The 21124-nt window shown below is 68.4% G+C and carries 16 protein-coding genes; 7 read left to right on the plus strand and 9 right to left on the minus strand.

Translation table 11 applies throughout. From position 1 onward, the window contains the following. The first annotated feature begins 16 nt into the window (after positions 1-16). Entirely contained in the window at positions 17-628 is a 612-nt protein-coding gene (locus FHS97_RS04880; RefSeq protein ID WP_246346444.1) for a DUF2497 domain-containing protein, read from the plus strand. 193 nt (positions 629-821) lie between these two features. Further along, a complete protein-coding gene (locus tag FHS97_RS04885; RefSeq protein WP_184033844.1) occupies positions 822-2852 on the plus strand; it encodes a S9 family peptidase in 2031 nt (676 codons plus the stop codon). Between the two features lie 155 nt (positions 2853-3007). Here the strand turns inward: FHS97_RS04885 and FHS97_RS04890 are convergent, their stop codons facing one another. After that, positions 3008-3349, minus strand: a complete 342-nt coding sequence (locus FHS97_RS04890) for a hypothetical protein (RefSeq protein ID WP_184033846.1) — start codon at positions 3347-3349, stop codon at positions 3008-3010. Positions 3350-3493: 144 nt separating this feature from the next. Here FHS97_RS04890 and FHS97_RS04895 point away from each other — a divergent pair, with 144 nt between their 5' ends. Continuing rightward, a complete protein-coding gene (locus tag FHS97_RS04895; RefSeq protein WP_184033848.1) occupies positions 3494-6418 on the plus strand; it encodes a valine--tRNA ligase in 2925 nt (974 codons plus the stop codon). Positions 6419-6654: 236 nt separating this feature from the next. On the opposite strand, the gene FHS97_RS04900 is transcribed toward FHS97_RS04895, so the two are convergent. Beyond that, a complete protein-coding gene (locus tag FHS97_RS04900; RefSeq protein WP_221233107.1) occupies positions 6655-8409 on the minus strand; it encodes a histidine kinase famiy protein in 1755 nt (584 codons plus the stop codon). Between the two features lie 79 nt (positions 8410-8488). Then, positions 8489-9358, minus strand: a complete 870-nt coding sequence (locus FHS97_RS04905) for a 3-hydroxybutyryl-CoA dehydrogenase (protein ID WP_184033850.1) — start codon at positions 9356-9358, stop codon at positions 8489-8491. Between the two features lie 84 nt (positions 9359-9442). Here FHS97_RS04905 and FHS97_RS04910 point away from each other — a divergent pair, with 84 nt between their 5' ends. From FHS97_RS04910 to FHS97_RS04920, 3 genes are all read left to right on the plus strand, one after another. Continuing rightward, the gene (locus FHS97_RS04910; protein WP_343053373.1) at positions 9443-10528 is read left to right on the plus strand and encodes a DUF1176 domain-containing protein; all 1086 of its coding nucleotides are present in this window, start codon (positions 9443-9445) and stop codon (positions 10526-10528) included. Continuing rightward, complete coding sequence (locus tag FHS97_RS04915; RefSeq protein WP_184033856.1) at positions 10525-11406, plus strand: DUF1176 domain-containing protein; 882 nt, start codon at positions 10525-10527, stop codon at positions 11404-11406. Before FHS97_RS04910 ends, FHS97_RS04915 begins: the two co-directional genes overlap by 4 nt. Positions 11407-11657: 251 nt before the next feature. Continuing rightward, positions 11658-13154: a S10 family peptidase gene (locus tag FHS97_RS04920; protein ID WP_184034138.1), complete on the plus strand. Its 1497-nt coding sequence runs from the start codon at positions 11658-11660 to the stop codon at positions 13152-13154. A gap of 373 nt (positions 13155-13527) precedes the next feature. Here FHS97_RS04920 and FHS97_RS04925 read toward each other — a convergent pair whose 3' ends face one another. The 5 genes from FHS97_RS04925 to FHS97_RS04945 all read right to left on the minus strand — a co-directional run bounded on the left by FHS97_RS04925 (position 13528) and on the right by FHS97_RS04945 (position 18791). Beyond that, the gene (locus FHS97_RS04925) at positions 13528-14493 is read right to left on the minus strand and encodes an agmatine deiminase family protein (protein WP_184033859.1); all 966 of its coding nucleotides are present in this window, start codon (positions 14491-14493) and stop codon (positions 13528-13530) included. An 11-nt stretch (positions 14494-14504) separates the two neighbouring features. Beyond that, complete coding sequence (locus FHS97_RS04930; RefSeq protein WP_184033862.1) at positions 14505-16163, minus strand: M28 family peptidase; 1659 nt, start codon at positions 16161-16163, stop codon at positions 14505-14507. Between the two features lie 68 nt (positions 16164-16231). Continuing rightward, positions 16232-16426: a hypothetical protein gene (locus FHS97_RS04935; protein ID WP_184033865.1), complete on the minus strand. Its 195-nt coding sequence runs from the start codon at positions 16424-16426 to the stop codon at positions 16232-16234. Positions 16427-16668: 242 nt separating this feature from the next. After that, positions 16669-17427 (minus strand): FadR/GntR family transcriptional regulator, encoded by a 759-nt coding sequence (locus FHS97_RS04940; protein ID WP_184033867.1) that lies wholly within the window; start codon positions 17425-17427, stop codon positions 16669-16671. Continuing rightward, positions 17424-18791, minus strand: coding sequence for a glycoside hydrolase family 27 protein (locus FHS97_RS04945; RefSeq protein ID WP_184034141.1), 1368 nt, complete (start codon positions 18789-18791; stop codon positions 17424-17426). The genes FHS97_RS04940 and FHS97_RS04945 overlap by 4 nt, the downstream gene beginning before the upstream one ends. Positions 18792-18979: 188 nt before the next feature. Here FHS97_RS04945 and FHS97_RS04950 point away from each other — a divergent pair, with 188 nt between their 5' ends. Beyond that, positions 18980-20746 (plus strand): M14 family metallopeptidase, encoded by a 1767-nt coding sequence (locus FHS97_RS04950; protein WP_221233108.1) that lies wholly within the window; start codon positions 18980-18982, stop codon positions 20744-20746. Between the two features lie 6 nt (positions 20747-20752). Here the strand turns inward: FHS97_RS04950 and FHS97_RS04955 are convergent, their stop codons facing one another. Further along, positions 20753-21121, minus strand: coding sequence for a response regulator (locus tag FHS97_RS04955; RefSeq protein ID WP_184033869.1), 369 nt, complete (start codon positions 21119-21121; stop codon positions 20753-20755). Positions 21122-21124 lie beyond the last annotated feature (3 nt).

Below are 21124 nucleotides of genomic sequence, written 5' to 3' on the forward strand. Positions count from 1 at the left end.
TTGTGAGGTTGACCCGATGGGGGATTTGAGCGGCGAGCCGTCGATGGAAGACATCCTCGCCTCGATCAAGCGGGTCATCAAGGAAGGCGACGCGCCCGCGCCGCGCCGCGCGCCGATCCCTGCGCCGGCGGCGCGCGACGAGGATGAGCCGACCCGCGACCAGATCCTCGAGCTGAACGAGCCGCTGGCCGCGCCGGAGCCGCCGGTCGCACCGCCGCCGGCTTCGTTCGCGCCGCCGCGGCTTGCGGAGGCGTTCGAGGAGCAAGTCTCGCCGCCGATCGCGGCTGCGCCGACCCCGCCGGTTGCGACGCCTGCTCCGGCTCCGGTGCCCGAGCCTGCACCAGTGGCGGCGGCTCCTACGCCGACGCCTGCGCCCGCGCCGACCTCTTCGCCGATATTAGACGAGCCGCCGGTCGTCTCGGCGGCGACGGTGCAGGCGACCCGCGGCGCACTGGGAGCGCTGTCGAAGCTGATCGTCAAGCCCGAGCCCGACAGCGACGGGACGCTGGAGGGTTTGGTGCGCGAGATGCTGCGTCCGATGCTGAGCGACTGGCTCGACCAAAATCTGCCGCATCTGGTCGAACAGATGGTGGCGCGCGAGATCGCCAAGATCACCAAGCAGGGGTGATTGTCACTCGCCGGATGAAGTTTCCCACGTCGTCCCGGAGTTGATCCGGGATCCCGCTTCTTCTCACAGCTGGCGAGAGAAGCGGGACCCGGATCAAGCCCGGGGCGACTTGGAAGCGCGATCATTGCCACCTTTGCGGGCAGCGCCGCGCGCGATTGTCTCGCGCGCAACCTTCTGCTTTATCATCGCTGGCATGAAAATCCTGATCTCCGCGACTCTGCTCGCGCTTGCCGCCACCACTGCCGCGCCGGCCATCGCCCGGCAGCTCACCATCGACGATGTCACCACGCTCAGCCGTATCGGCGCGCCGACGATGTCGAAGGACGGGCGCTGGCTGGTCTGGGCGCAGCGCGAAACCGATGTCGCTGCCGATCGCGGGCGCTACGATCTGTGGAAGCTCGATCTGACCCGCAAGGGCGCGCCGCCGGTCAAGCTCGCCGCCGATCCGCAGCGCGACGAGAACGACCCGCAGCTGATCGGCAACACCGTCTATTTCAGCGCCGACGATGCGCTCTGGTCGGTGCCGGTGGCGGGCGGCACGCCGCGGCGGCTGACCGACTTCAAGGGCGGCTTCAACGGCTTCAAGGTCGCGCCGACCGGTGATCGTGTCCTGATCTGGGCGGATCGCCGCCCCGGCGCGCCGTCGCTGGAGCTGCCCGTCGAGAAGAAGGCGGCGAACGCCGGCAGCGGCCGCACCTATGACCAGTTGTTCGTGCGGCATTGGGATACGTGGGCGGACGGCAATCGCTCGCAATTGTTCGTGCTGCCGCTGACCGCGGCGGGCGCGCGCGGCAACGGGCAGGCGCTGGCGCCGACGCTGCTCGGCGACACGCCGTCCAAGCCGTTCGGCGGCGCGGAGGAAGTGAACTGGAGCCCGGACGGCCGCACCGTCTATTTCGCGCTGCGCGAGCCGGGACGGATCGAGCCGCTCTCGACCAATCTCGACATCTTTTCGGTCCCCGCCGACGCCAGCGCGGCGCCGACCAACCTGACCGCCGCCAATCAGGCCACCGACACGCAACCGGCAGTATCCCCCGACGGGCGCAAGCTGGCGTGGCTGGCGATGCGGCGCGCGGGCTATGAGGCGGATCGGTTCGTGGTGATGGTGCGCGATCTGGCGTCGGGGCAGACGGTCTCGCTGACCGAGCGCTGGGATCGCTCGCCGGGGGCGCTGCAATGGGCGCCCGACTCGCGCTCGCTGTACGTCACCGCCGACGACACGCAGGAAACCCCGCTGTTTCAGGTCGATGTCGCGCATGGGCAGGTGACGCGGCTGACCGGCGAGGGGCATGTCTCGGGCGTCGCGGTCGGCGCGCAGGGCGTGGTGGTGGCGATGAACAGCCTGACCGCGCCCGACGATTTCTACCGGGTCGGCCCGCAGCGCAGCACGCTGCGGCTGACGCAGGTCAACGCCGCGCGGCTGGCCGGGATCGACATGCCGACGGTCGAGCGGTTCAGCTTCAAGGGCGCGAACGGGGACACCGTCTGGGGCTATGCGGTGCATCCCTACGGCGTGGCGGGCAAGGTTCCGGTCGCTTTCATGGTGCATGGCGGGCCGCAGGGATCGAGCAACAACAGTTGGTCGTACCGCTGGAACCCCGCGGTGTTCGCGGGTGCCGGTTACGGGCTGGTCGCGGTCGATTTCCACGGCTCGACCGGTTACGGGCAGGCGTTCACCGATGCGATCCGCAACAATTGGGGCGGCTGGCCGCTCGAGGACCTGCAAAAGGGGCTCGTCGCCGCGACGACGAAGTTCGCGTGGCTCGATGGCGACAATGCCTGTGCGCTCGGCGCGAGCTATGGCGGCTATATGATGAACTGGATTGAGGGGCGCTGGCCCGACCGCTTCAAGTGCATCGTCCAGCACGACGGCGTCTTCGATGCGCGCGCGATGGCCTATGAGACCGAGGAACTCTGGTTCGACGAGTGGGAGCACGGCGGGAAGGCGTACTTCCAGGACCCGCAGGCATTCGAAAAGTGGAACCCGGTGAATTACGTCGACAAGTGGAAGACGCCACAACTCGTCATCACCGGCGAGAAGGACTTCCGTATCCCCTATACGCAGGGGCTGGCGGCGTTCACCGCGCTCCAGCGGCGCGACATTCCGTCGCGGTTGGTGGTGTTCCCCAACGAGAACCATTGGGTGCTGAAGCCCGCCAACTCGCGGCAATGGTATCGCGAGGTGCTGGGCTGGATGGACCGCTGGACGAAGGGCGCGCGATAGGACCGATCAACGTTTTAGCGAGCGCCCGCCCTCTTTCCGTCATCCCGGACTTGATCCGGGACCCCGCTTCTACCGCGGTTGCCGAAAAAGCGGGGCCCCGGATCAAGTCCGGGGCGACGAAGGAGGGTGCCGCTTCCTCGTAAGTGGAGCAAACTCTAAGCCGCCGACAGGTGCGGGAAGAGTTCACGCTCCTCCCACGCCAGCCGCATCCGCATTCGCTGCTGCAGTTTGAGTACCGCCTTTGAATAATCGTCCCATTCGCCGGGGATGCGCGACGGCGGCCAGGTCCGGACATGCGCGCTATATTCGGCGAGCAGCGCCTGCATGTCCGCGGCCAGCGCGGCGGCAAGCGGCGTACCCGGCAGCAGCCGCCCGGTTTCGTGATCCTCGTCGATGCGGTGACGGTGCAGCAGCTGCGAGAACAGCACCCGCTCGCGCAGCATCTCCGCCGCCACCGCATCGTGGCCGCGCGTCAGCAGCGTGGAAAACCGCTGCATCGCTGCGCGGATTTCGTCGTGATCGTTCTGGAATCGCCCCATTCTTTGCCCGCCCCCTGCACGGGTGCCGGGTAAGGCGCGGGAGTTAAGCAAGTGTTGGCCGGCGGCTTCTCAGCGCGGGAAGCTGTGGCTACAGACACGGACATGACCGAGCTTCCCAAGACCTTCGACCCCGCCGCCATCGAGTCCAAATGGTATGCCCATTGGGAGGACAAGGGCCTGTTCCGCCCCGACCGCCCCAATGCCGAGCCGTGGACGATCGTCAACCCGCCGCCCAACGTGACGGGCTCGCTGCACATCGGCCATGCGCTCGACAATACGCTGCAGGACATATTGACGCGTCACGCGCGGCTGAAGGGCAAGGATGCGTTGTGGGTGGTCGGCACCGACCATGCCGGGATCGCGACGCAGATGGTGGTCGAGCGGCAGATGGCCGCGGCGGGCGAGAAGCGCACCGACCTGACTCGCGAGGCGTTCGTCGACAAGGTATGGGAGTGGAAGGCGGAGAGCGGCGGGCAGATCACGCGCCAGCTCCGCCGGCTCGGCTGTTCGATGGACTGGGCCAACGAACGGTTCACGATGGACCCCGGCTTCAGCAAGGCGGTGCTGAAGGTGTTCGTCGAACTTCACGCGCGCGGGCTGCTGTATCGCGACAAGCGACTGGTCAATTGGGACCCGGGCCTCGGCACCGCGATCAGCGACCTCGAGGTCGAGACGCGCGAGGTGCGCGGCAGCTTCTGGCACCTGCGCTATCCGCTCGCGGACGGATCGGGGCATATCGATGTCGCGACGACGCGGCCCGAGACGATGCTCGCCGATATGGCGGTGGCGGTGCACCCCGAGGACGAGCGCTATCGTGCCTTGGTCGGGCGGCAGGTGCGGCTGCCGATCACCGGTCGGCTGATTCCGATCGTGCCCGACGTACATGCCGATCCGGCGCTCGGCTCGGGCGCGGTGAAGATCACGCCGGGGCATGATTTCAACGACTTCGAGGTCGGTCGCCGCGCCGGGATCGAGGCGCGCGACATGCTCAACATGCTCGATGCGCAGGCGCGGGTGGTGCAGACCGTCGACGGGAAGATTCCCGTCGAGTTCCTAGTCCTCCCAGCGAATGACCCGAAGGCAGAGCAGGATGCACGCCGACTGGTGATCCAGCGACTCAAAGAGGCCGGAGCGCTGATCCCGCATGTCGACAAGGACGGTGTCGAACATGATGCCGAGGCGCGGACGATCCAGACGCCTTACGGCGATCGCTCGGGGGTGGTGATCGAGCCGTGGCTGACCGACCAATGGTATGTCGATGCCGCGACCTTGGCGAAGCCGGCGATCGAGGCGGTGCGTTCGGGGAAGATCAGGATTGTGCCCAAGACGTGGGAGAAGACCTTCTTCAACTGGATGGAGAATATCCAGCCGTGGTGCGTGTCGCGGCAATTGTGGTGGGGGCATCGGATTCCGGCATGGTTTGGTTTTGGCATTCAGCCGAATGGCAGGTTGTCCATTCATCTTCCGGACGATGACAGTCGGCGGGACGCCGGAACGGGTGAAGATAAAGCATTTGTTGCAGTTGATGAAGCGGCTGCCATCGCAAGCGCCGCCGAAACTTATCGGGGTCGCAAAATTATCGTAGTAGAAGGCCGGGCAGAAGCCGTGGCGTTCTTTATGGAGAACCCAGACGCATTCGCGACGACTGCTCCTATTTGGCAAGACCCTGACGTCCTCGACACGTGGTTTTCGAGCGCGCTGTGGCCGTTCGCGACCTTGGGTTGGCCGGGCTCGGACAGCCCCTCCCCTTCAGGGGAGGGGTCGGGGGTGGGGGACGTCTCACCGCGACCATCGCCCAAGACTGCCCCACCCCAAACCCCTCCCCTGAAGGGGAGGGGCTTAGAGGGCGCACAACTCCACGGCCGCTACCCGAACGACGTGCTGATCTCCGGCTTCGACATCCTGTTCTTCTGGGATGCGCGGATGATGATGCAGGGCATCGAGTTCATGGGCGACGTGCCGTTCAGGACGCTCTACCTGCACGGCCTCGTCCGCGCGGCGGACGGCGCGAAGATGTCGAAGTCGAAGGGCAATACCGTCGATCCGCTCGGGCTGATCGACGCCTATGGCGCCGACGCGCTGCGCTTCTTCATGGCGGCGATGGAGAGCCAGGGCCGCGACATCAAGATGGATGAGAAGCGCGTCGAGGGCTATCGCAACTTCGCGACCAAGCTGTGGAACGCCAGCCGCTTCGCACAGGCGAACGGCATCGGCGGGTCGACGACGATCGAGCCGCCGGTCGCGACCTTGGCGGTCAACAAGTGGATCATCGCCGAGACGGTGGCGGCGGTGCAGGCGGTCGACCTCGCGCTGGCCGACTATCGCTTCGATGCGGCGGCTAACGCGATCTATCAGTTCGTGTGGAGCCGGTTCTGCGACTGGTATCTCGAACTCATTAAAGGCGCGATTGACGACGAGACCAAGGCGGTCGCGGGCTGGGTGCTCGATCAGATCCTGATCCTGCTCCACCCGTTCATGCCGTTCATCACCGAGGAATTGTGGCACGCGCTTGCCCCGCGCACGCATGAGCTGATCGTCGCGCACTGGCCGATGGCGGATGCGCGCGCGCTCGACCCGGCGGCCACGGCGCAGATCGGGCGTGCGATCGGATTGATCGAGGCGGTGCGCGGCGCGCGCGCCGAACTCAACGTTCCGCCGGGGGCGAAGATCGCGCTGCACACCGGCGCCGGCGAGGTGCCGGCGGAGATCGCGCCCTATGTCGAGCGGCTGGCGCGGGTGACGCTGACCGCGGGCGAGGCGCAGGGCGCGCGCGCGCCGATCCTGTGGGGCGCGGAGACGTTCGCGTTGGCGCTGGACGGGGTGATCGACCTCGATGCCGAGCGGCAGCGGTTGCAGAAGTCGCTGGCGGCGGCGGAGAAGGAGCGCGATGCGCTGGCCGGCCGGCTGGGCAATGCGAGCTTCGTCGAACGCGCCAAGCCGGAAGCGGTCGAGAAGGCGCGTGCCGACCACGCCGAGAAGAGCGCCGATGCCGAGCGGTTCGCGGCGGCGCTGGCGCGGTTGGGGTAGAGCCGACGGCGTCGCCCCGGGCTTGACCCGGGGTGCCGCTAATTATGGTTGGCGGCGACAGCAAGCGGGACCCCGGATCAAGTCCGGGGCGACGGATTGTGGGTGAAGGTTGCGCCTTTGCCGTGACGTCCGCCGAGCCCTCCCTCGTCATTGCGAGCGAAGCGAAGCAATCCAGGGCCGGATCAGGACGCCCTGGATTGCTTCGCTACGCTCGCAATGACGGACGTGGGGGAGCCTTACGCCTGTACCGCGCCGAAATCGGAGCGGGTACGGCGTTTGCCGCCTTCGCCGTTGCGGTTGAGCGCCAGCCGGACGCGGTCGAGCAGTTCGGAACGGCGATAGGGTTTGCTCAGCACGTCGGTGGCGCGCGCGCGCGGACCGCCGACGACCAGTTCCTCGTTATAGCCGGTGGTCATCAGCACCGACACCGCAGCATCGCGTTCGACGATCGCGTCGGCGAGCATCAGCCCGTTCATGCCGCCCGGCATCACCAGATCGGTAAACAGCAGGTCGAAGCGGTCTTTCGAATGAACCGCATCGAACACCTTCAGCCCCGCCTCGGCGCTGATCGCGGTCGAGACGCGATAGCCGGCGCTTTCGAGTATCTCGCGCGCGATCGCCAGCACTTCGTCATTGTCCTCGACGACGAGGATATGCTCGGCACCATCGCGCGGCGCGCTGGTGGCGGCCTCCGCCTCGGCCTGTTCGGTCACGGGCTTGCGATCCGGCTGCATGACCGGGAACAGCATCCGCACGATCGTGCCCTTGCCCGGCGTGCTCTCGATCTCCAGCCGCCCGCCCGACTGGCGGACGAAGCCGCTGGCCATTGCCAGCCCCAGTCCGGTGCCCTTGCCGGCGCCCTTGGTGGTGAAGAACGGTTCGGTGGCGCGCTCCATCACCTCGGGGCTCATCCCCTCGCCATTGTCCTCGACCTGCAACACGACGTAATCGCCCGACGGGAGGTCGTGCGCGGCGGCATCGCCGTTGAGGTGGCGGGGCAGGGTGGAGATCGTCACCAGCCCGCCGTTTGGCATCGCGTCACGCGCGTTGTTGACGATGTTGAGCAGCGCCATCTCGAGCTGGTCGGGGTCGACCACAACATGCTGCAACCCGCGGCGCAGGCTGAGGTGGATGTCGACCTGCTTGTTGACCGAGCTTTCGATCAGCTCGCTGAATTCGGACACCAGATGCGTGAGGTTGAGCGGGCGCGGCTCGAGCCGGGTCTTGCGCGCGAAGGCGAGCAATTGCCGCGTCAGCTTCGCGCCGCGTTCGGCGGCGGATTGCGCTGCTGCAACATAGCGCTTCACCCGCTCGGGATCCTGCGTGTGCGTGACCAGTTCGAGATTGCCGTTCACGACCTGCAGCAAATTGTTGAAATCGTGCGCCAGTCCGGCGGTGAGCTGGCCGATCGACTCCATCTTCTGCGCCTGCCGGTAGGATTGCTCCGAATTGCGGCGGCGCGTGACGTCGAGCTGGCTGGCGAAGAAATATTGCAGCTTGCCCTGCGTGTCATAGACCGGGCCGATGAACACCGCATTCCAGAACGGCGTCCCGTCGCGCCGATAGTTGAGCAATTCGAGCGCCACCGACGAGCGGGTGCGGACCGCGTCGCGCATCTCGGCGACCGCGTTGCGGTCGGTCTGCGCACCTTGCAGGAAGCGGCAATTGCGCCCCAGCACCTCGTCTTCCTCATAGCCGGTAAGGTCGAGGAACGCCTTGTTGGCGAAGACGATCGGATTGTCGTCCTTGCTCGGATCGGTGAGCAGCATCGGCATCCGCGTCATCTCGATCGCGGCGAAGAACACCCCGCCGCGATCCTGGAGATTCGGGTCGGTGATCGTGCTTTCGCGCCAATGGTGCAGCCCGGGCCGTTCGATCGGCTCGCTGGCGCCGACGTCCATCGTGCCCTGCGCGGGGCGGCCCGCGGCGAGTCCGGTGGGATCAGTGTCGTCGTGCTTGTTCGGATCGGACGGCTGCACGTTGTCGCTCATTTCCCGGCTGTTACGCAGCCCAACCCTCCGGCGCAAGAAAGGACGCGCCGGAGGGGACAGCGCCGATAAAATTCGGTCGTCAGCGGGTCGGTACCGGCTCGGGTCCCGAATAGTCGTAGAAGCCGCGGCCGCTCTTCTTGCCGTACCAGCCCGCCTCGACATATTTGACCAGTAACGGCGCGGGGCGGAACTTGGGGTCGCCGGTGCCCTCGAAGAGGACGCGGATGATCTCCAGACAGGTGTCGAGCCCGATGAAGTCGGCGAGCGTCAGCGGCCCCATCGGATGATTGAGCCCGAGCTGACAGGCGAGGTCGATGTCGCGGATCGTCGCCACGCCCTCGCCGAGCGCGAAGATCGCCTCGTTGAGCATCGGCATCAGCACGCGGTTGACGATGAACCCGGGCGCATCGTTCGCGCGCACCACCGCCTTGCCGAGCCGCTCGGCATATTGCTCGATCGCGGTGACGGTCGCGTCGGCGGTGGCGAGGCCGCGGATCACCTCGATCAGCCCCATGACCGGGACCGGATTGAAGAAGTGGACGCCGATGAAGCGCGCCGGGTCGGGCGCGGCCTGCGCCAGCCGCGTGATCGGGATCGACGAGGTGTTCGAGGCGAGCATCGCATCGGCGCGCAGCACCGCACCGACATCGGCGAAGATGCGGCGCTTGATCTCCTCGCGCTCGGTCGCGGCCTCGATCACCAGATCGCACGGCGCGAAGTCGGCGGCACCGGCGACCGGCTCGATCCGCGCCAGCGTCGCGTCGCGTGCGGCGGCGTCGATCTGTCCTTTGTCGACCGCGCGTGCCAGCCGCTTGGCGATCCCCGCCTTGCCCGCCGCGGCGCGCGCCGCATCGACGTCGCTGAGCAACACGCGATAGCCCGCGGCGGCGGACACCTGCGCGATCCCCGCGCCCATCTGCCCCGCGCCGATTACGCCGACCACCTGCATCTGCCATCTCCTATTCATGTTGATGCGCCTTTAACCCGCCGCGGCGACGATGCGCCAGCAGCAGGGGGCAGGGCGATGAAAAGAGTGGCATTGGCGGCCGTGCTGGGGCTCGCCGCCTGTTCGCAGCAGCCCGCCGACGCGCCGCCGGCCGCGACGCCGACCCCGGCCACGACGGCAAGCGCGAGTCCGGCCGTGGCGGCGGTCGGCGATGATCATGCCGTGCCGAAGCCGGGCGACCCGAAGACGTTCCGCGACTGGACGGTGGCGTGTGACAATGTCGCGCGCTGCGCGATGGCGTCGCTCGGCACCGATGCCGACTTCCCGGCGGTGACGCTGCAGGTGGCGCGCGCCGCCGGGCCGGACGGCTTGGTCGAGGTGGCGCTGGCGATGCCGCAGGGCGACAACGGCGCGCCGGCAACGCTGCGGATCGATGGCCGCGCGTTCGCGGTCAGCGGCGACGGGCTGAGCGGTGCGTCGGCCGAGGCGATCGCGCGGGCGCTGGCCAACGCCACGACGATCGAGGCGCTCGACAAAAAAGGCAAGCGGCTCGGCACGATCTCGGCCGCGGGGGCGTCGGCGGGGTTGCGCTACATCGACGCGCAGCAGGGGCGCGCGGGGACGGTGACCGCATTGGTCGCGCGCGGCGACAAGCCGGCGGCGACGGTGCTGGCCGCGCGCGCCGCGCCGCGGGTGCGCGCGGTGGCGTTCGCGGGCACCCCGGCGGCGCTGAGCCCTGGGTTGCTGGCGGGGATGCGCCGGACTGCGGAATGCGACCCGTCCTTCAGCGGCCCGGAGCCGCGCGCGCATGGGCTCGCCGATGGCGCGACGTTGGTGCTGCTGCCCTGTTCGGCGGGTGCCTATAACGAGATCGATGCCTTGTTCATCGTGCGCGACGGCAAAGCCACGCCGGCGAGGGTCGACGCGCCGGCCGGGTTCGAGGAAACCGGCGCGGACTCGCAGACGCCGGTGCACAGCGTCATCAACGGCGACGTGGATGGCGGGGTGTTGCGCAGCTATGCCAAGGGGCGCGGGCTCGGTGATTGCGGGGTCATGCAGTCGTTCGTGTGGGACGGCACGCAGCTGCGGCTGACCGAGCAGCGCAGCATGGGCGAGTGCCGCGGCAATCCCGATTACCTGCCGGTGTGGCAGGCGCGGGTGGTGCGCGAATGAGCGTCGCGCTGCTGCTGGCGGGGCAGGTCGCGGTCGCGATCGCGCCGGTCGACGCGGGCGACTGGCGGGTGTTCTGCGATCATCGCCAGCGCTGCGTCGCCTTGTCGCAGGTGCCGGAGGGCGGCGAACCCGACGCCTATCCGCTGGTGGTGCTGCGCCGCGATGGCGCGGTCGCGGCGGTCGACCTGCCGATCCCGACGACCGTGGCGGCGGGAACGCGGATGACCGTGGCGGTCGACACGCGGACGATCGCGGAACTGATCGCCCCCGGGCGCGGTGCCGGGCTGTCGCTGCCGTTTTCGGGCAAGCTGGCCGGTGCGCTGCGTCGGGGGCGGATGCTGACGCTGGCGGAGCCGGGCGGGCGGGTGCGCGCGCGGGTCTCCCTCACCGGGTTGACTGCGGCGATGTCCGCGCTTGCCGACGCGCGCCCGGTGCCGCCGGCGGAAACCGTGATCGACATGCCGCCGGTCGGGGCGGGCGCGCCGCGCAGCCTGTCGCGCAAGCAGCTGGAGAAACTGGTCGGCAAGCCCGCCAAGGGGTGCGCGACGATCTATGCGCGCGGTTACCGGCTGGATGCGGCGCACACGCTGCTGGAAGTGGTGTCGCCGTGTCGCGGGGCGGGCGCGCTGCCCTATGTCGCGCCGGACAAGGGCGACCCCGAGCCCGCCGTCGACCTGCCCGCCACCGGCGCGTGGGAGCCGGCGCGGCGACGCTATGCGGTGCTGTTGCCGGCGACGCCGGGGCGGGATTGCGGGGTTCGACGCGACTTCATCTGGGATGGCGCGCGCTTCCGGCTGGCCGAGGAGCGCGTGATCGCTGAGTGCCGGAGAGCGACCTATGAGGTGACGACCTATCGCGCCGTGGTGCGGGGCGGCTAGGGCGGCCTCATCCCTTCTTCGTCATCCCGGCCTCGTCCACAAGCTCAGGAGAGCCTTGATCGGGGATTCCGCTTCTGCGTCAGTCGCCCGGAAGAAGCGGCCCCCGGCTCAAGGCCGGGGCGACGACTGGAAAAAACACCCGTATCGATCCGGGTCATGCGCGGATTGCGCGCGGCTGGCGAGGGTGTAGCATGGCGAAATCAGGCACCGGCAATCCGCCGCGCCGTCACCTTCCGGATGTCACCCCGCCGATGATCGTTCGCACATTGTCCCTCGCCGCTTTGCTGCTCGCCACCACCGCCCCCGCGCTGGCGCAGACCGACAAGACCACCACCACCGTCGAAAAGAAGCAGGAGGACGACAAGCAGCAGCAGCCGCCGCTGCCCGCCGACAAGACGGTGACGCAGACCGCGCGGATCGGCGGCCGTACGATCAGCTACAAGGCGACGGTCGGCACGATCGCGGTGCGCGACGAGAAGGGCAAGGAGATCGGACAGGTGGTCTATACCGCCTATACCGTCCCCGGCAGCGATGCGTCGCGCCCCGTCACCTTCGCGTTCAACGGCGGGCCGGGCGCGGCGTCGGTCTATCTCAACATGGGTGCGGTTGGGCCGAAGCGCGTGCAGTTCGGCGCGCAGGGCGACTCGCCCTCCGACGCGCCGATCGCACGCGACAATCCGAACAGCTGGCTCGACATGACCGATCTGGTCTTCATCGATCCGATCGGCACCGGTTTCAGCCGCAGCCTCGTCGATGCTGACGCGACCAAGAAGGCGTTCTACGCCAACGATCCCGACATCAAATATCTGTCCAAGGTCGTCTATGACTGGCTGGTCAAGGAAGGCCGGCTGCGCTCGCCCAAATATGTGATGGGCGAAAGCTACGGCGGCTATCGCGCGCCGCGCATCGCCTATGAGCTGCAGTCGCAGATCGGCGTTGGGCTGAGCGGGCTGATCATGGTCTCGCCCTATCTCGACCCGGCGGCCGGCAATGACGCCACCGCCTTGTCGCCGCTGCCGTGGATGATCGGCCTGCCGTCGATGGCGGCCGCCAATCTGGAGCGCAAGGGGCAGCTCACCCCGGCGGCAATGGCCGAGGTCGAGGCCTATACGCGCGGCGACTTCACGCGCGACCTGCTGCTGGGCCGGGCGAACACCGAGGCGGTGCAGCGCGTCGTCAGCAACGTGACGCGGCTGACCGGGCTCGACCCGGCACTGGTGCAGCGGATGGGGGGGCGCGTCGACATCCGCACCTTCCTGCGCGAAGTGCATCGCAACGATGCGACGATCGGCAGCATCTATGATTCGAACGTCACCGCCTTCGATCCCTTCCCGTGGTCGCCGCAGCAGGAATCGAACGATCCGCTGCTCGACTCGCTGATCGCGCCGACCACCAGCGCGATGGTCGATTTCGTGACGCGCGAGGTCGGCTGGAAGACCGACGCCCGGTACAATGCCTTGTCCTATGCGGTGAACGCGGCGTGGGATCGCGGGCAGCCGGCCGACACGCCGGTCAGCGACCTGCGCAAGGCGATCGCCAACGATCCGAAGATGCGCGTGATGATCGTGCATGGCTGGGACGACCTGTCGTGCCCGTTCTTCGCGTCGCGGCTGATCGTCGACCAGATGCCGGCGTTCGGCGTGCCCGAGCGCGTGCAGCTGCGCGTCTATCCGGGCGGCCACATGTTCTACAGCCGCACCGACAGCGGCGCGTCGTTCAAGGCCGATGCGGCGGCGATGTATCGGTGAGATAGGTTCGGAGCGTCTGCCGCCGGCCGTGCTGACCATCGACCGGCGCGTGGGGCACGTGCTTCGACAAGCTCAGCACGAACGGCAGGGATGGTCAGTGCCAGTTATACCTCGATCGTCGCCCCGGACTTGATCCGGGGCCCCGCTTTCTCCCGCCGTCATTGCGAGCGTAGCGAAGCAATCCAGGGCGACCTGATCCGGCCCTGGATTGCTTCGCTGCGCTCGCAATGACGGGCTGAAGTCCGGAGCGACAGCGAGGTGAGGGGGCGACGGCGAAGCCGCCGCCTTCACGTCGGACGCGCGGCTTGGCCGCGCGCCGGCCGATCCCGGCCTTGCGCGGGCTGTTTGCCCGCGCACCGCCGCGCGGGCGCGGCTAGGCCGGGATTTGCTGGCTAATGCAGTGGAAGCTGCCGCCGCCGGTCAGGATCGCGTCGGCGCGCAGCCCGACCACCTCGCGACCGGGGAACAGCGCGCGGATCGCCGCAACCCCGGCGTCGTCATATTCGGTGCCATAGACCGGCACGACCACCGCGGCATTGCCGATGTAGAAGTTCATATAGCTGGCCGGCACGACCTGTTCGTCGCGCAGCACGCGGCCGGGCGAGGGCACTTCGACCACCTCGACGCCCATCGCGCGCGCGCGGATCGCGGCGTCCTGGAAGACCTGCCAGTTCGGATCGTTCTCTTCCGCGCGCGGCAGCGCGAGCCGGTTCGGCGCAACGAACCGCGCCAGATTGTCGACATGGCCGTCGGTATGATCGTTGAGCAGCCCGTTGCCGAGCCACAGCACGCGCGTCAGCCCGAGGTCCTCGGCAAGGCGTTGCTCGATCTGCGTCTTGCCCAGCCGCGGGTTGCGGTTGGGGTTGAGCAGACACTGCTCGGTCGTCACCACCAGCCCGGTGCCGTCGCCGTCGATCGCGCCGCCTTCGAGGATCCAGTCGCACGGCACCACCGTCATTCCGCGCGCACGCCCGAGCCGCGCGCCGATGTCGTCGTCACCGTCCAGCTCGTACTTGCCGCCCCAGCCGTTGAACCCGAAGTCGCGCGCCTTGCCGTCGCCGTCGAGGATCGGGGCGGTGTCGCGCAGCCAGATATCGCCGAACGGCTCGACGATCACTTCCGCGAACGGCGCGCGCCCACGCGCGTCGCGGGCGGCTTCCTCGTCGGCGGCGACCAGCAACACCTGCTCGCCACGGCCATCGGCATGGACGGCGCGCGCGAAGGCGGTCACTTCGTCGCGCGCCTCGTCGAGATCCTCCTGCCACAATTCGGGATGGCTGGGATAGCCGATCCAGACGGCGGCGTGCGGAGCCCATTCGGGCGGCGGAGTCCTGGTCATCGTCGTCCCTCTTACTTGGCAGCCGCGGTCGCGCGGCTCTTGTCGCGGATCGCGCGGAATTCGTCACCCGCGACCCAATTGGGCCAGGCGCTGCTTTCCGCCAGCGCGCGGCCGATCCCGTAATAGAGCTGCACGTCCTTCACCGTGCCCGCCCAGTTCCAGTTCGGGTCATATTCGTCCTTCGGGCCGTGGTAGCGATGTTCCTCATAGTCTTTCGCCGCCGCGGCACCGGCCGCCTTGCCGCCCGCGACCAGATCGTCGCCGGCGTCGAAATAGATCATCGGCACGCCGCGCTTGGCGAGGCTGAAGTGATCGGAGCGATAATAGAAGCCCTTCTCGGGGGTCGGCTCGGCACTCGCGACGCGGTTCTGAGTCTTGAGCGCGGCGGTCAGATAGGCATCAAGCTCCGACTTGCCCTTGCCGACCACCACGACGTTCTTCGCCGGACCGGCCAACGACAGCGCGTCCATGTTGACCCCGCCGACCGTCTGGCTGAGCGGATAGACCGGGTTGGCGGCGTAATATTCGGAGCCGAGCAACCCGCTCTCCTCCCCCGTCACCGCGACGAACACCTGGCTGCGCGGGGTCGGGCCGGCCTTCACGTTGGCTTCGGCGAGCGCGACCAGCGCGGCGGTGCCAGTGGCATTGTCGATCGCGCCGTTGCAGATGTCATCGCCGTCGGGCGCCGCCTCGCAATGGCCGAGGTGATCCCAATGTGCGGAATACAGCACGTAATCGTTCGGCCGCGTCGTGCCGGGCAGGATGCCGATCACGTTGCGCGACTGGTGGCGGCGGACGTTCTCGTCGAATGACACCGAAGCGCGGGCGCCGTTCAGCGGGCGGGCGCGAAAGCCCTTGCGCCCGGCCGCGGCGGTAAGCGCATCGAAGTCCAGCCCCTCGCGCTCGAACAATTTGCGCGCCTGCGCCTCCTGCATCCACCCGATCGCCGCGCTGTCGCCGGCATGGTTGTCGGCGGCGTCGGCGACCTGCTGCGCGCCGGTCCAGCTCGATTGCACGACGTTCCAGCCGTAGGCGGCGGGCTCGGTCTGGTGGACGATGATCGCTGCCGCCGCGCCCTGCCGCGCGGCTTCCTCATATTTGTAGGTCCAACGGCCGTAATAGGTCATCGCGCGCCCACCGAACGGCCCGACCAGATCGGGGGTGCGCCAGTCGGGATCGTTGACGAGGATCAACACCGTCTTGCCGCGCACGTCGACGCCGGCATAGTCGTTCCAGCCCTTTTCGGGCGCGTTGATGCCGTAACCGACGAAGACGACGGGCGAGTCCTTCACCTCGACGCGCGGGGTGATCCGCCACGTGCCGACCACCATGTCGGGGCCGTACTTGAGGCTGAGCGGCGCGCCCGCGCCGGTGAACACCAAGGGCGAGACGTTCTTCGCGGTCAGCTCGACCAGCGGCACGTCCTGATACCAGCTGCCCTTGTTGCCCGGCTTGAGCCCGGCGGCGGCGAACCGCTTCGCGAGATAGGCGACGGTCTTCTCTTCGCCCGCGGTGCCCGGCGCGCGGCCCTCATAGGCGTCCGACGACAGCTCCTTCGTCACGTCCTTGAGCGTCTGTTCGGAGATCGGCGCGACCGGCGCGACGATCGTCTGCGCCGGAGCGGTGGCGGCGAGCGCGAGAAGGGGCAGGGCGGCGAGACGCAAACGCATGACAAAGACTCCGCGGGAACGAGGCCCGCGCCTTCTGCCAAGCGGCGCGCGCGCTGTCCACGCGTCGCTTACCCGCTGGTCAGCACGCAATAGAGCAGCAGCGGAATGCCGAAGAAGAGGATGGTGAGGAGCAACCCGACCGACAGCGCCCGGTCGGGGCGCGGCACGGGCAAATCGGCGACCTGGATGTCGCGATCGGCGACGGCGAGGGGGCGTTGCTGGGGTAACGGCGCGACGTCACGCGGCAGGAGCTTGCTGGTCATGGCAGGGTTCCGCTGGCTCGAGGGCGCGGACGACGAGATCGCGGCCGCGCGGTTGCTGGCGAGAGAGTCCCGAGCCCGCGCGGCGAACCGCCGGACCCGGGCTAGTCGCGTGCGGCGAGCTGGCCTGCGTGGTCGCGATAGCGCTGATGGAAGACAGCGGCGTTCATGAGAGAAATATGGGGTTTTTTCCCGCCAAGTCAATCTGGCGGCGAGCGTTCCGGCGGGTCTGCCACGGAAATGTCCTACAGGATCGCCCCGCCGCCCATCCCGAACCACGTATCGTCCAGCGCCTTCTGGACGAGCGTTTTCATCCGCTCGCTGGCGGTTTCGCCATCGGCGGCGCGGATCGCCTCATAGACGAGGCGATGTTCGGGCACCGGATCGCGCGGCAGCGCGCGCTTGCGCTGCTTGAAGCGCGTCGACCATTCGACCCCCGCCGCAATCCCCGAACTTAGCGCGATCAGCGCGTCATTGTCGGAGGCGGTGAGGATCGTCTCGTGGAAGCGCCGGTCGGCGGCCAGCCCCTGCTCGTCGGCGAGCGTCAGCCGGTCCATGTCGAGCAGCGCGGCATCCATGATCGCCAGATCCTCGTCGGTGCGCCGCTCCGCCGCCAGCCGCGCCGCGAACGGCTCGATCACCGCGCGCAGCTCGAACAGGCTGCGCAGCAGCCGCATGTCGGGCGTCCCCGAAAAAGCCCAGGCGAGCACGTCCGGGTCGAGCATGTTCCAGCGCCCGCGCGGCAGGATGCGCGTGCCGGTCTTGGGCTTGCTCTCGACCAGCCCCTTGGCGATCAACGCCTGCACCGCCTCGCGATAGGCGCCGCGCGACACCCCCAGCTCGCTGGCATGCGCGACCTCGCCGGGCAGGATCTCGCCCGGACGGTAATCGCCGGCCAGCACCGCGCGCCCGAGCGCCTGCAACACCGCGCCACGGATGCGCCGGCCCGAGCCGCGCGGCGCCTGCGCCGGGGCGAGCCCGGCCGGGGAGATACGCGACGTCATGCGGTCAGGCGATAGAGGCCCGCCCCGTGCGCGGGCAGCCGCTGCGCGAGGCGTCCGGTGACGCGCCCCAGCGCCGCGTCGCTCCACAGATCGGTGACGCGCGCGGCGTCGCCGAGCTCGAGCTGGCGCAGCGCGATCGCGACCTCTTTCGGCTTGTCGGTGGTGTTAAACAGCGCGACGTAGCGATCCGCGGGCGCATCCTCGGGCCGCGCCGACCAGATGCGCGTTCCGTCCGCGACGAAATGCGGCTGGTTGTCGGTCGAGGCCTGATTGACCGCCAGCACCGCGCGGTTGGTCAGCAACGCCAGCGTGGGCGCGTCGAGATGGCGGAGGTCGCCACCCATGATGAGCGGCGAGCGCGCGATCGACCACAAGGTCATCAGCGTGCGCTGTTCGTCGGGGGTGAATTTCGTGTCACGCTGACCGAGCGCGAGCCGGCCGAGCGGCAGCATGTCGGCATCGGGCCACGCGCCGGGACGTCGCCACGGGTTCCAGTTTTCGAGCCGGGTGAACTGCGCTTCCAGCATCCCCCAGTCGTCCCAGAAATCGTCGGAGATGCGCCACATTTGCGCATATTCGCGGACATGCCCGCCGCGCACCACGGGCGTTTCGCCGGGCGACAGGCTCAACACCATCGGGCGGCCGCTGGCGACGATCGCCTTGTGCGCGCCTTCGATCTCCGGGGCGTGCGCGTCATAGGGGCGGCTCATGTCGTCCATCTTGACGAAATCGACCCCCCAGCCGGCGTAGAGCGCGAAGACGCTGTCGTAATAGGCCTGAGCACCCGGCCTGGTCATGTCGACGCCGTACATGTCGGGGTTCCACGCGCAGATGCTGGACTTGTCCGCGATGTCGGCGGCGCGATAGCGCGTGCCGAGGATCGGCAGGTTCCGCTCGACCGCCAGCCGCGGGATGCCGCGCATCAGGTGGATGCCGAACTTCATCCCCATCGCGTGCACGTCGCGCGCGAGCGTGGTGAAGCCCGCGCCGCCGACACTCGAAGGAAAGCGGTTGGGGGCAGGGATCAGCCGTCCATAGCCGTCCAGCGCCGGGGTCGGCTTGGCATTGTAGGTGTAGCTCGACGCCTCGGGCTCGTACCATTGGATGTCGACAGTGAAGACGTCATAGCCGAACGGCAGCAGCTTCGCCTGCATGATCGCGGCGGTTTCGCGCGCCTGCGCCTCGGTGATCGTGGTCGCGAAGCTGTTCCAGCTGTTCCAGCCCATGGGCGGGCGCGGGGCCATCACTCCGGCGGCGGCATCGCCGGCGGCCGTAGTGCGCGGTGCCGCGGCGGCGGTGTTCGTCGTCGCCAGCGCCGCCACACCAGCGGCGGTCGCGCCGACCAGCGCCTGCCGCCGGTTCATCCGTGTGATGGTCACGTTTTACGCTCTCCCCTGCAACCCTGTCCTGCCGTCCTAATTGCCCTGCCGTCCCGCGTGAAGCCAATAGCGACCCGTTACGCTCGTCTGGCGCGCCTTCGGAAACCCGAGCAGTTGCGGTATGTTGCAACATCTCATATTTGGCGGCGTCCGTTTCGTTGGAGCGCCATTTCTTGCACCCTCAATTCGCCCTTCTCGCTGCCTTTCTCGCCTCGGGGGCCACCGCGCAGTCACCTGCGCCCCTCCCGCCGCCGCTCGCCTGGTCGGGGAAGAGCGAGGCGCTGATCGCCAGCGCCGGCGATCCGTGGATCACCCCGGCCGAGGCATCGGGCTTCGCAACGACGCCGCGCGATGTCGAGGTCAAGGCGTGGCTGGCGCGGCTCGCCGCCGCCTCGCCGCTCGTGACGGTGCAACCCTTCGGGCGGACGACCGAGGGGCGCGAGCTGATCTATGTCCGCGCGAGCAAAGGCGGCAAGGATCGCCCGGTAGTGTTGGTGCAGGCGGGAATCCATGCCGGCGAGATCGACGGCAAGGATGCCGGGCTGATGCTGCTGCGCGACATCGCGCTGCGCGGAAAGAGCGATCTGCTCGACACGGTCGACCTGGTGTTCGTGCCGGTCTACAATCTCGACGGCCACGAACAGCGCAGCGCCTATAATTTCGTGCATATCCGCGGCCCGGCGGAAAAGGGGCGCGACGCCAATGCGCGCAACATCGACCTCAACCGCGACTATGCGAAGGTCGATGCGCCCGAAACGCGCGCGATGATCGCGCTGCTCCGCACGCTCGACCCGATCCTCTACGTCGATTGCCATGTCAGCGAAGGCTTCGACATGCAGTATGACGTCACCTACACCTATGCCGGCTGGGGCCGCTATGCGCGGCATCGCGCCACCGCGGCTTGGCTGGAGCAGGGGTTCGGCCCTGCCGTCTCGCAGGCGCTGACCGCCGCCGGGCACCTCCCGGCCATCTACCCGAGCCCGATCGACACGCGTCAGCCGGACAAGGGCATCCGCTACAGCCCGGAAGGGCCGCGTTATTCGACCGGCTATGGCGACTTCATCGCGGTGCCGACCGTGCTGGTCGAAAACCATATGCTCAAGCCGTACCGGCAACGCGTACTCGGCACCTATGTGCTGCTGGAGGCGGCGCTGAAGATCGCCGCGCGCGACGCACAGCGGATCGCCGCCGCCAAGGCCGAGGATCGCGCGAGCCGCCCGCGCGCGTTGCTGACCCGCTGGACGCCGGCCGCGCAGCCGATCGGCTGGATCGAGCGGTTCAAGGGCGTCGCGTTCGATACCTATCTGTCAACCGCCTCCGGGCGACGGGAGCAACGCTGGCTGGGAAGGCCGGTGACGTTCCGGATGCCGATTATCGGGCAGACCCCGACCGAGACGGTGCAGCTGCCGCGCGCCTGGTGGGTGCCCGCCGCGCAGACCGAGGTGCTCGACCGGCTGCGCGTCCATGGCATCGCCGTCGAGACGATCGACGCGCCGCGCACGCTGCGGCTGGACCGCGTGCGGCTGGTCGATCCGAAGGTCTCGCAGCCGAACGAGGGGCGCTATCCGATCACTGCGCGCTTCATGCACGAGCCGGTGGAGACGGTCATGCCCGCCGGCAGCGTGCGCGTGTCCGCCGACCAGCCGCTCGGGCTGCTCGCCGCCGCGCTGCTCGAACCCGAGAGCCAGGATTCGTTTCTTTCCTGGGGGTTCTTCCCGGAGATGCTGGCGCCGGCGCCCAGCACCGACGCTTTCGTGCTCGCCGCACTCGGCGACCGGATGCTGGCGACCGACGCCGCGCTCAAGGCGCGGTTCGATGCCAAGCTGCGCGCCGAGCCGGCGTTCGCCGCCGATCCGGACGCGCGGTTGAGATGGCTTTATGCGCAGGCGGGGCCGGGGCATCCCTATCCGCTGCGCTATCCGATCGCACGCGAGCTGTAGCCCGGGTCAGGGCACCAGCTTCTTCACCAAAGCGACCAGCTTGGCGGCGTCGAACGGTTTGACGAGCCAGCCGGTCGCGCCGGCCGCCTTGGCGGTCTGGCGCAGGTCTTCCTGCGACTCGGTGGTCAGCAGCACGATCGGGGTGAAGGACATGCCGGGCAATTGACGGACCGCCTTCACCAGCTCGATGCCGCTCATCCCGTCCATGTTCAGGTCGGTCAGGATCATCCGCGGCGACAGGCCGCCGTTGAGCAATTCAAGCGCGGCTTCGGCGCTGGAGGCTTCCTTGATGTCGAGCCCGGTGGGGCGCAGCGCGATCGAGACGCTCATCAACATGGAGGGGGAATCGTCTACGATCAGGATCGTATCAGGCACGGT

The organism is Sphingomonas endophytica, from assembly GCF_014199415.1.
In the GTDB taxonomy this organism is placed as follows: Bacteria; Pseudomonadota; Alphaproteobacteria; order Sphingomonadales; family Sphingomonadaceae; genus Sphingomonas; species Sphingomonas endophytica.

What these genes read in the sequence shown, in the direction of transcription:
- FHS97_RS04880 (WP_246346444.1), top strand. Translation starts at nt 17, where the DNA reads ATGGGGGATTTGAGCGGCGAGCCGTCGATGGAAGACATCCTCGCCTCG.
- FHS97_RS04885 (WP_184033844.1), top strand. Translation starts at nt 822, where the DNA reads ATGAAAATCCTGATCTCCGCGACTCTGCTCGCGCTTGCCGCCACCACT.
- FHS97_RS04890 (WP_184033846.1), bottom strand. Translation starts at nt 3,349, where the DNA reads ATGCAGCGGTTTTCCACGCTGCTGACGCGCGGCCACGATGCGGTGGCG.
- FHS97_RS04895 (WP_184033848.1), top strand. Translation starts at nt 3,494, where the DNA reads ATGACCGAGCTTCCCAAGACCTTCGACCCCGCCGCCATCGAGTCCAAA.
- FHS97_RS04900 (WP_221233107.1), bottom strand. Translation starts at nt 8,409, where the DNA reads ATGAGCGACAACGTGCAGCCGTCCGATCCGAACAAGCACGACGACACT.
- FHS97_RS04905 (WP_184033850.1), bottom strand. Translation starts at nt 9,358, where the DNA reads ATGCAGGTGGTCGGCGTAATCGGCGCGGGGCAGATGGGCGCGGGGATC.
- FHS97_RS04915 (WP_184033856.1), top strand. Translation starts at nt 10,525, where the DNA reads ATGAGCGTCGCGCTGCTGCTGGCGGGGCAGGTCGCGGTCGCGATCGCG.
- FHS97_RS04920 (WP_184034138.1), top strand. Translation starts at nt 11,658, where the DNA reads ATGATCGTTCGCACATTGTCCCTCGCCGCTTTGCTGCTCGCCACCACC.
- FHS97_RS04925 (WP_184033859.1), bottom strand. Translation starts at nt 14,493, where the DNA reads ATGACCAGGACTCCGCCGCCCGAATGGGCTCCGCACGCCGCCGTCTGG.
- FHS97_RS04930 (WP_184033862.1), bottom strand. Translation starts at nt 16,163, where the DNA reads ATGCGTTTGCGTCTCGCCGCCCTGCCCCTTCTCGCGCTCGCCGCCACC.
- FHS97_RS04935 (WP_184033865.1), bottom strand. Translation starts at nt 16,426, where the DNA reads ATGACCAGCAAGCTCCTGCCGCGTGACGTCGCGCCGTTACCCCAGCAA.
- FHS97_RS04940 (WP_184033867.1), bottom strand. Translation starts at nt 17,427, where the DNA reads ATGACGTCGCGTATCTCCCCGGCCGGGCTCGCCCCGGCGCAGGCGCCG.
- FHS97_RS04945 (WP_184034141.1), bottom strand. Translation starts at nt 18,791, where the DNA reads ATGAACCGGCGGCAGGCGCTGGTCGGCGCGACCGCCGCTGGTGTGGCG.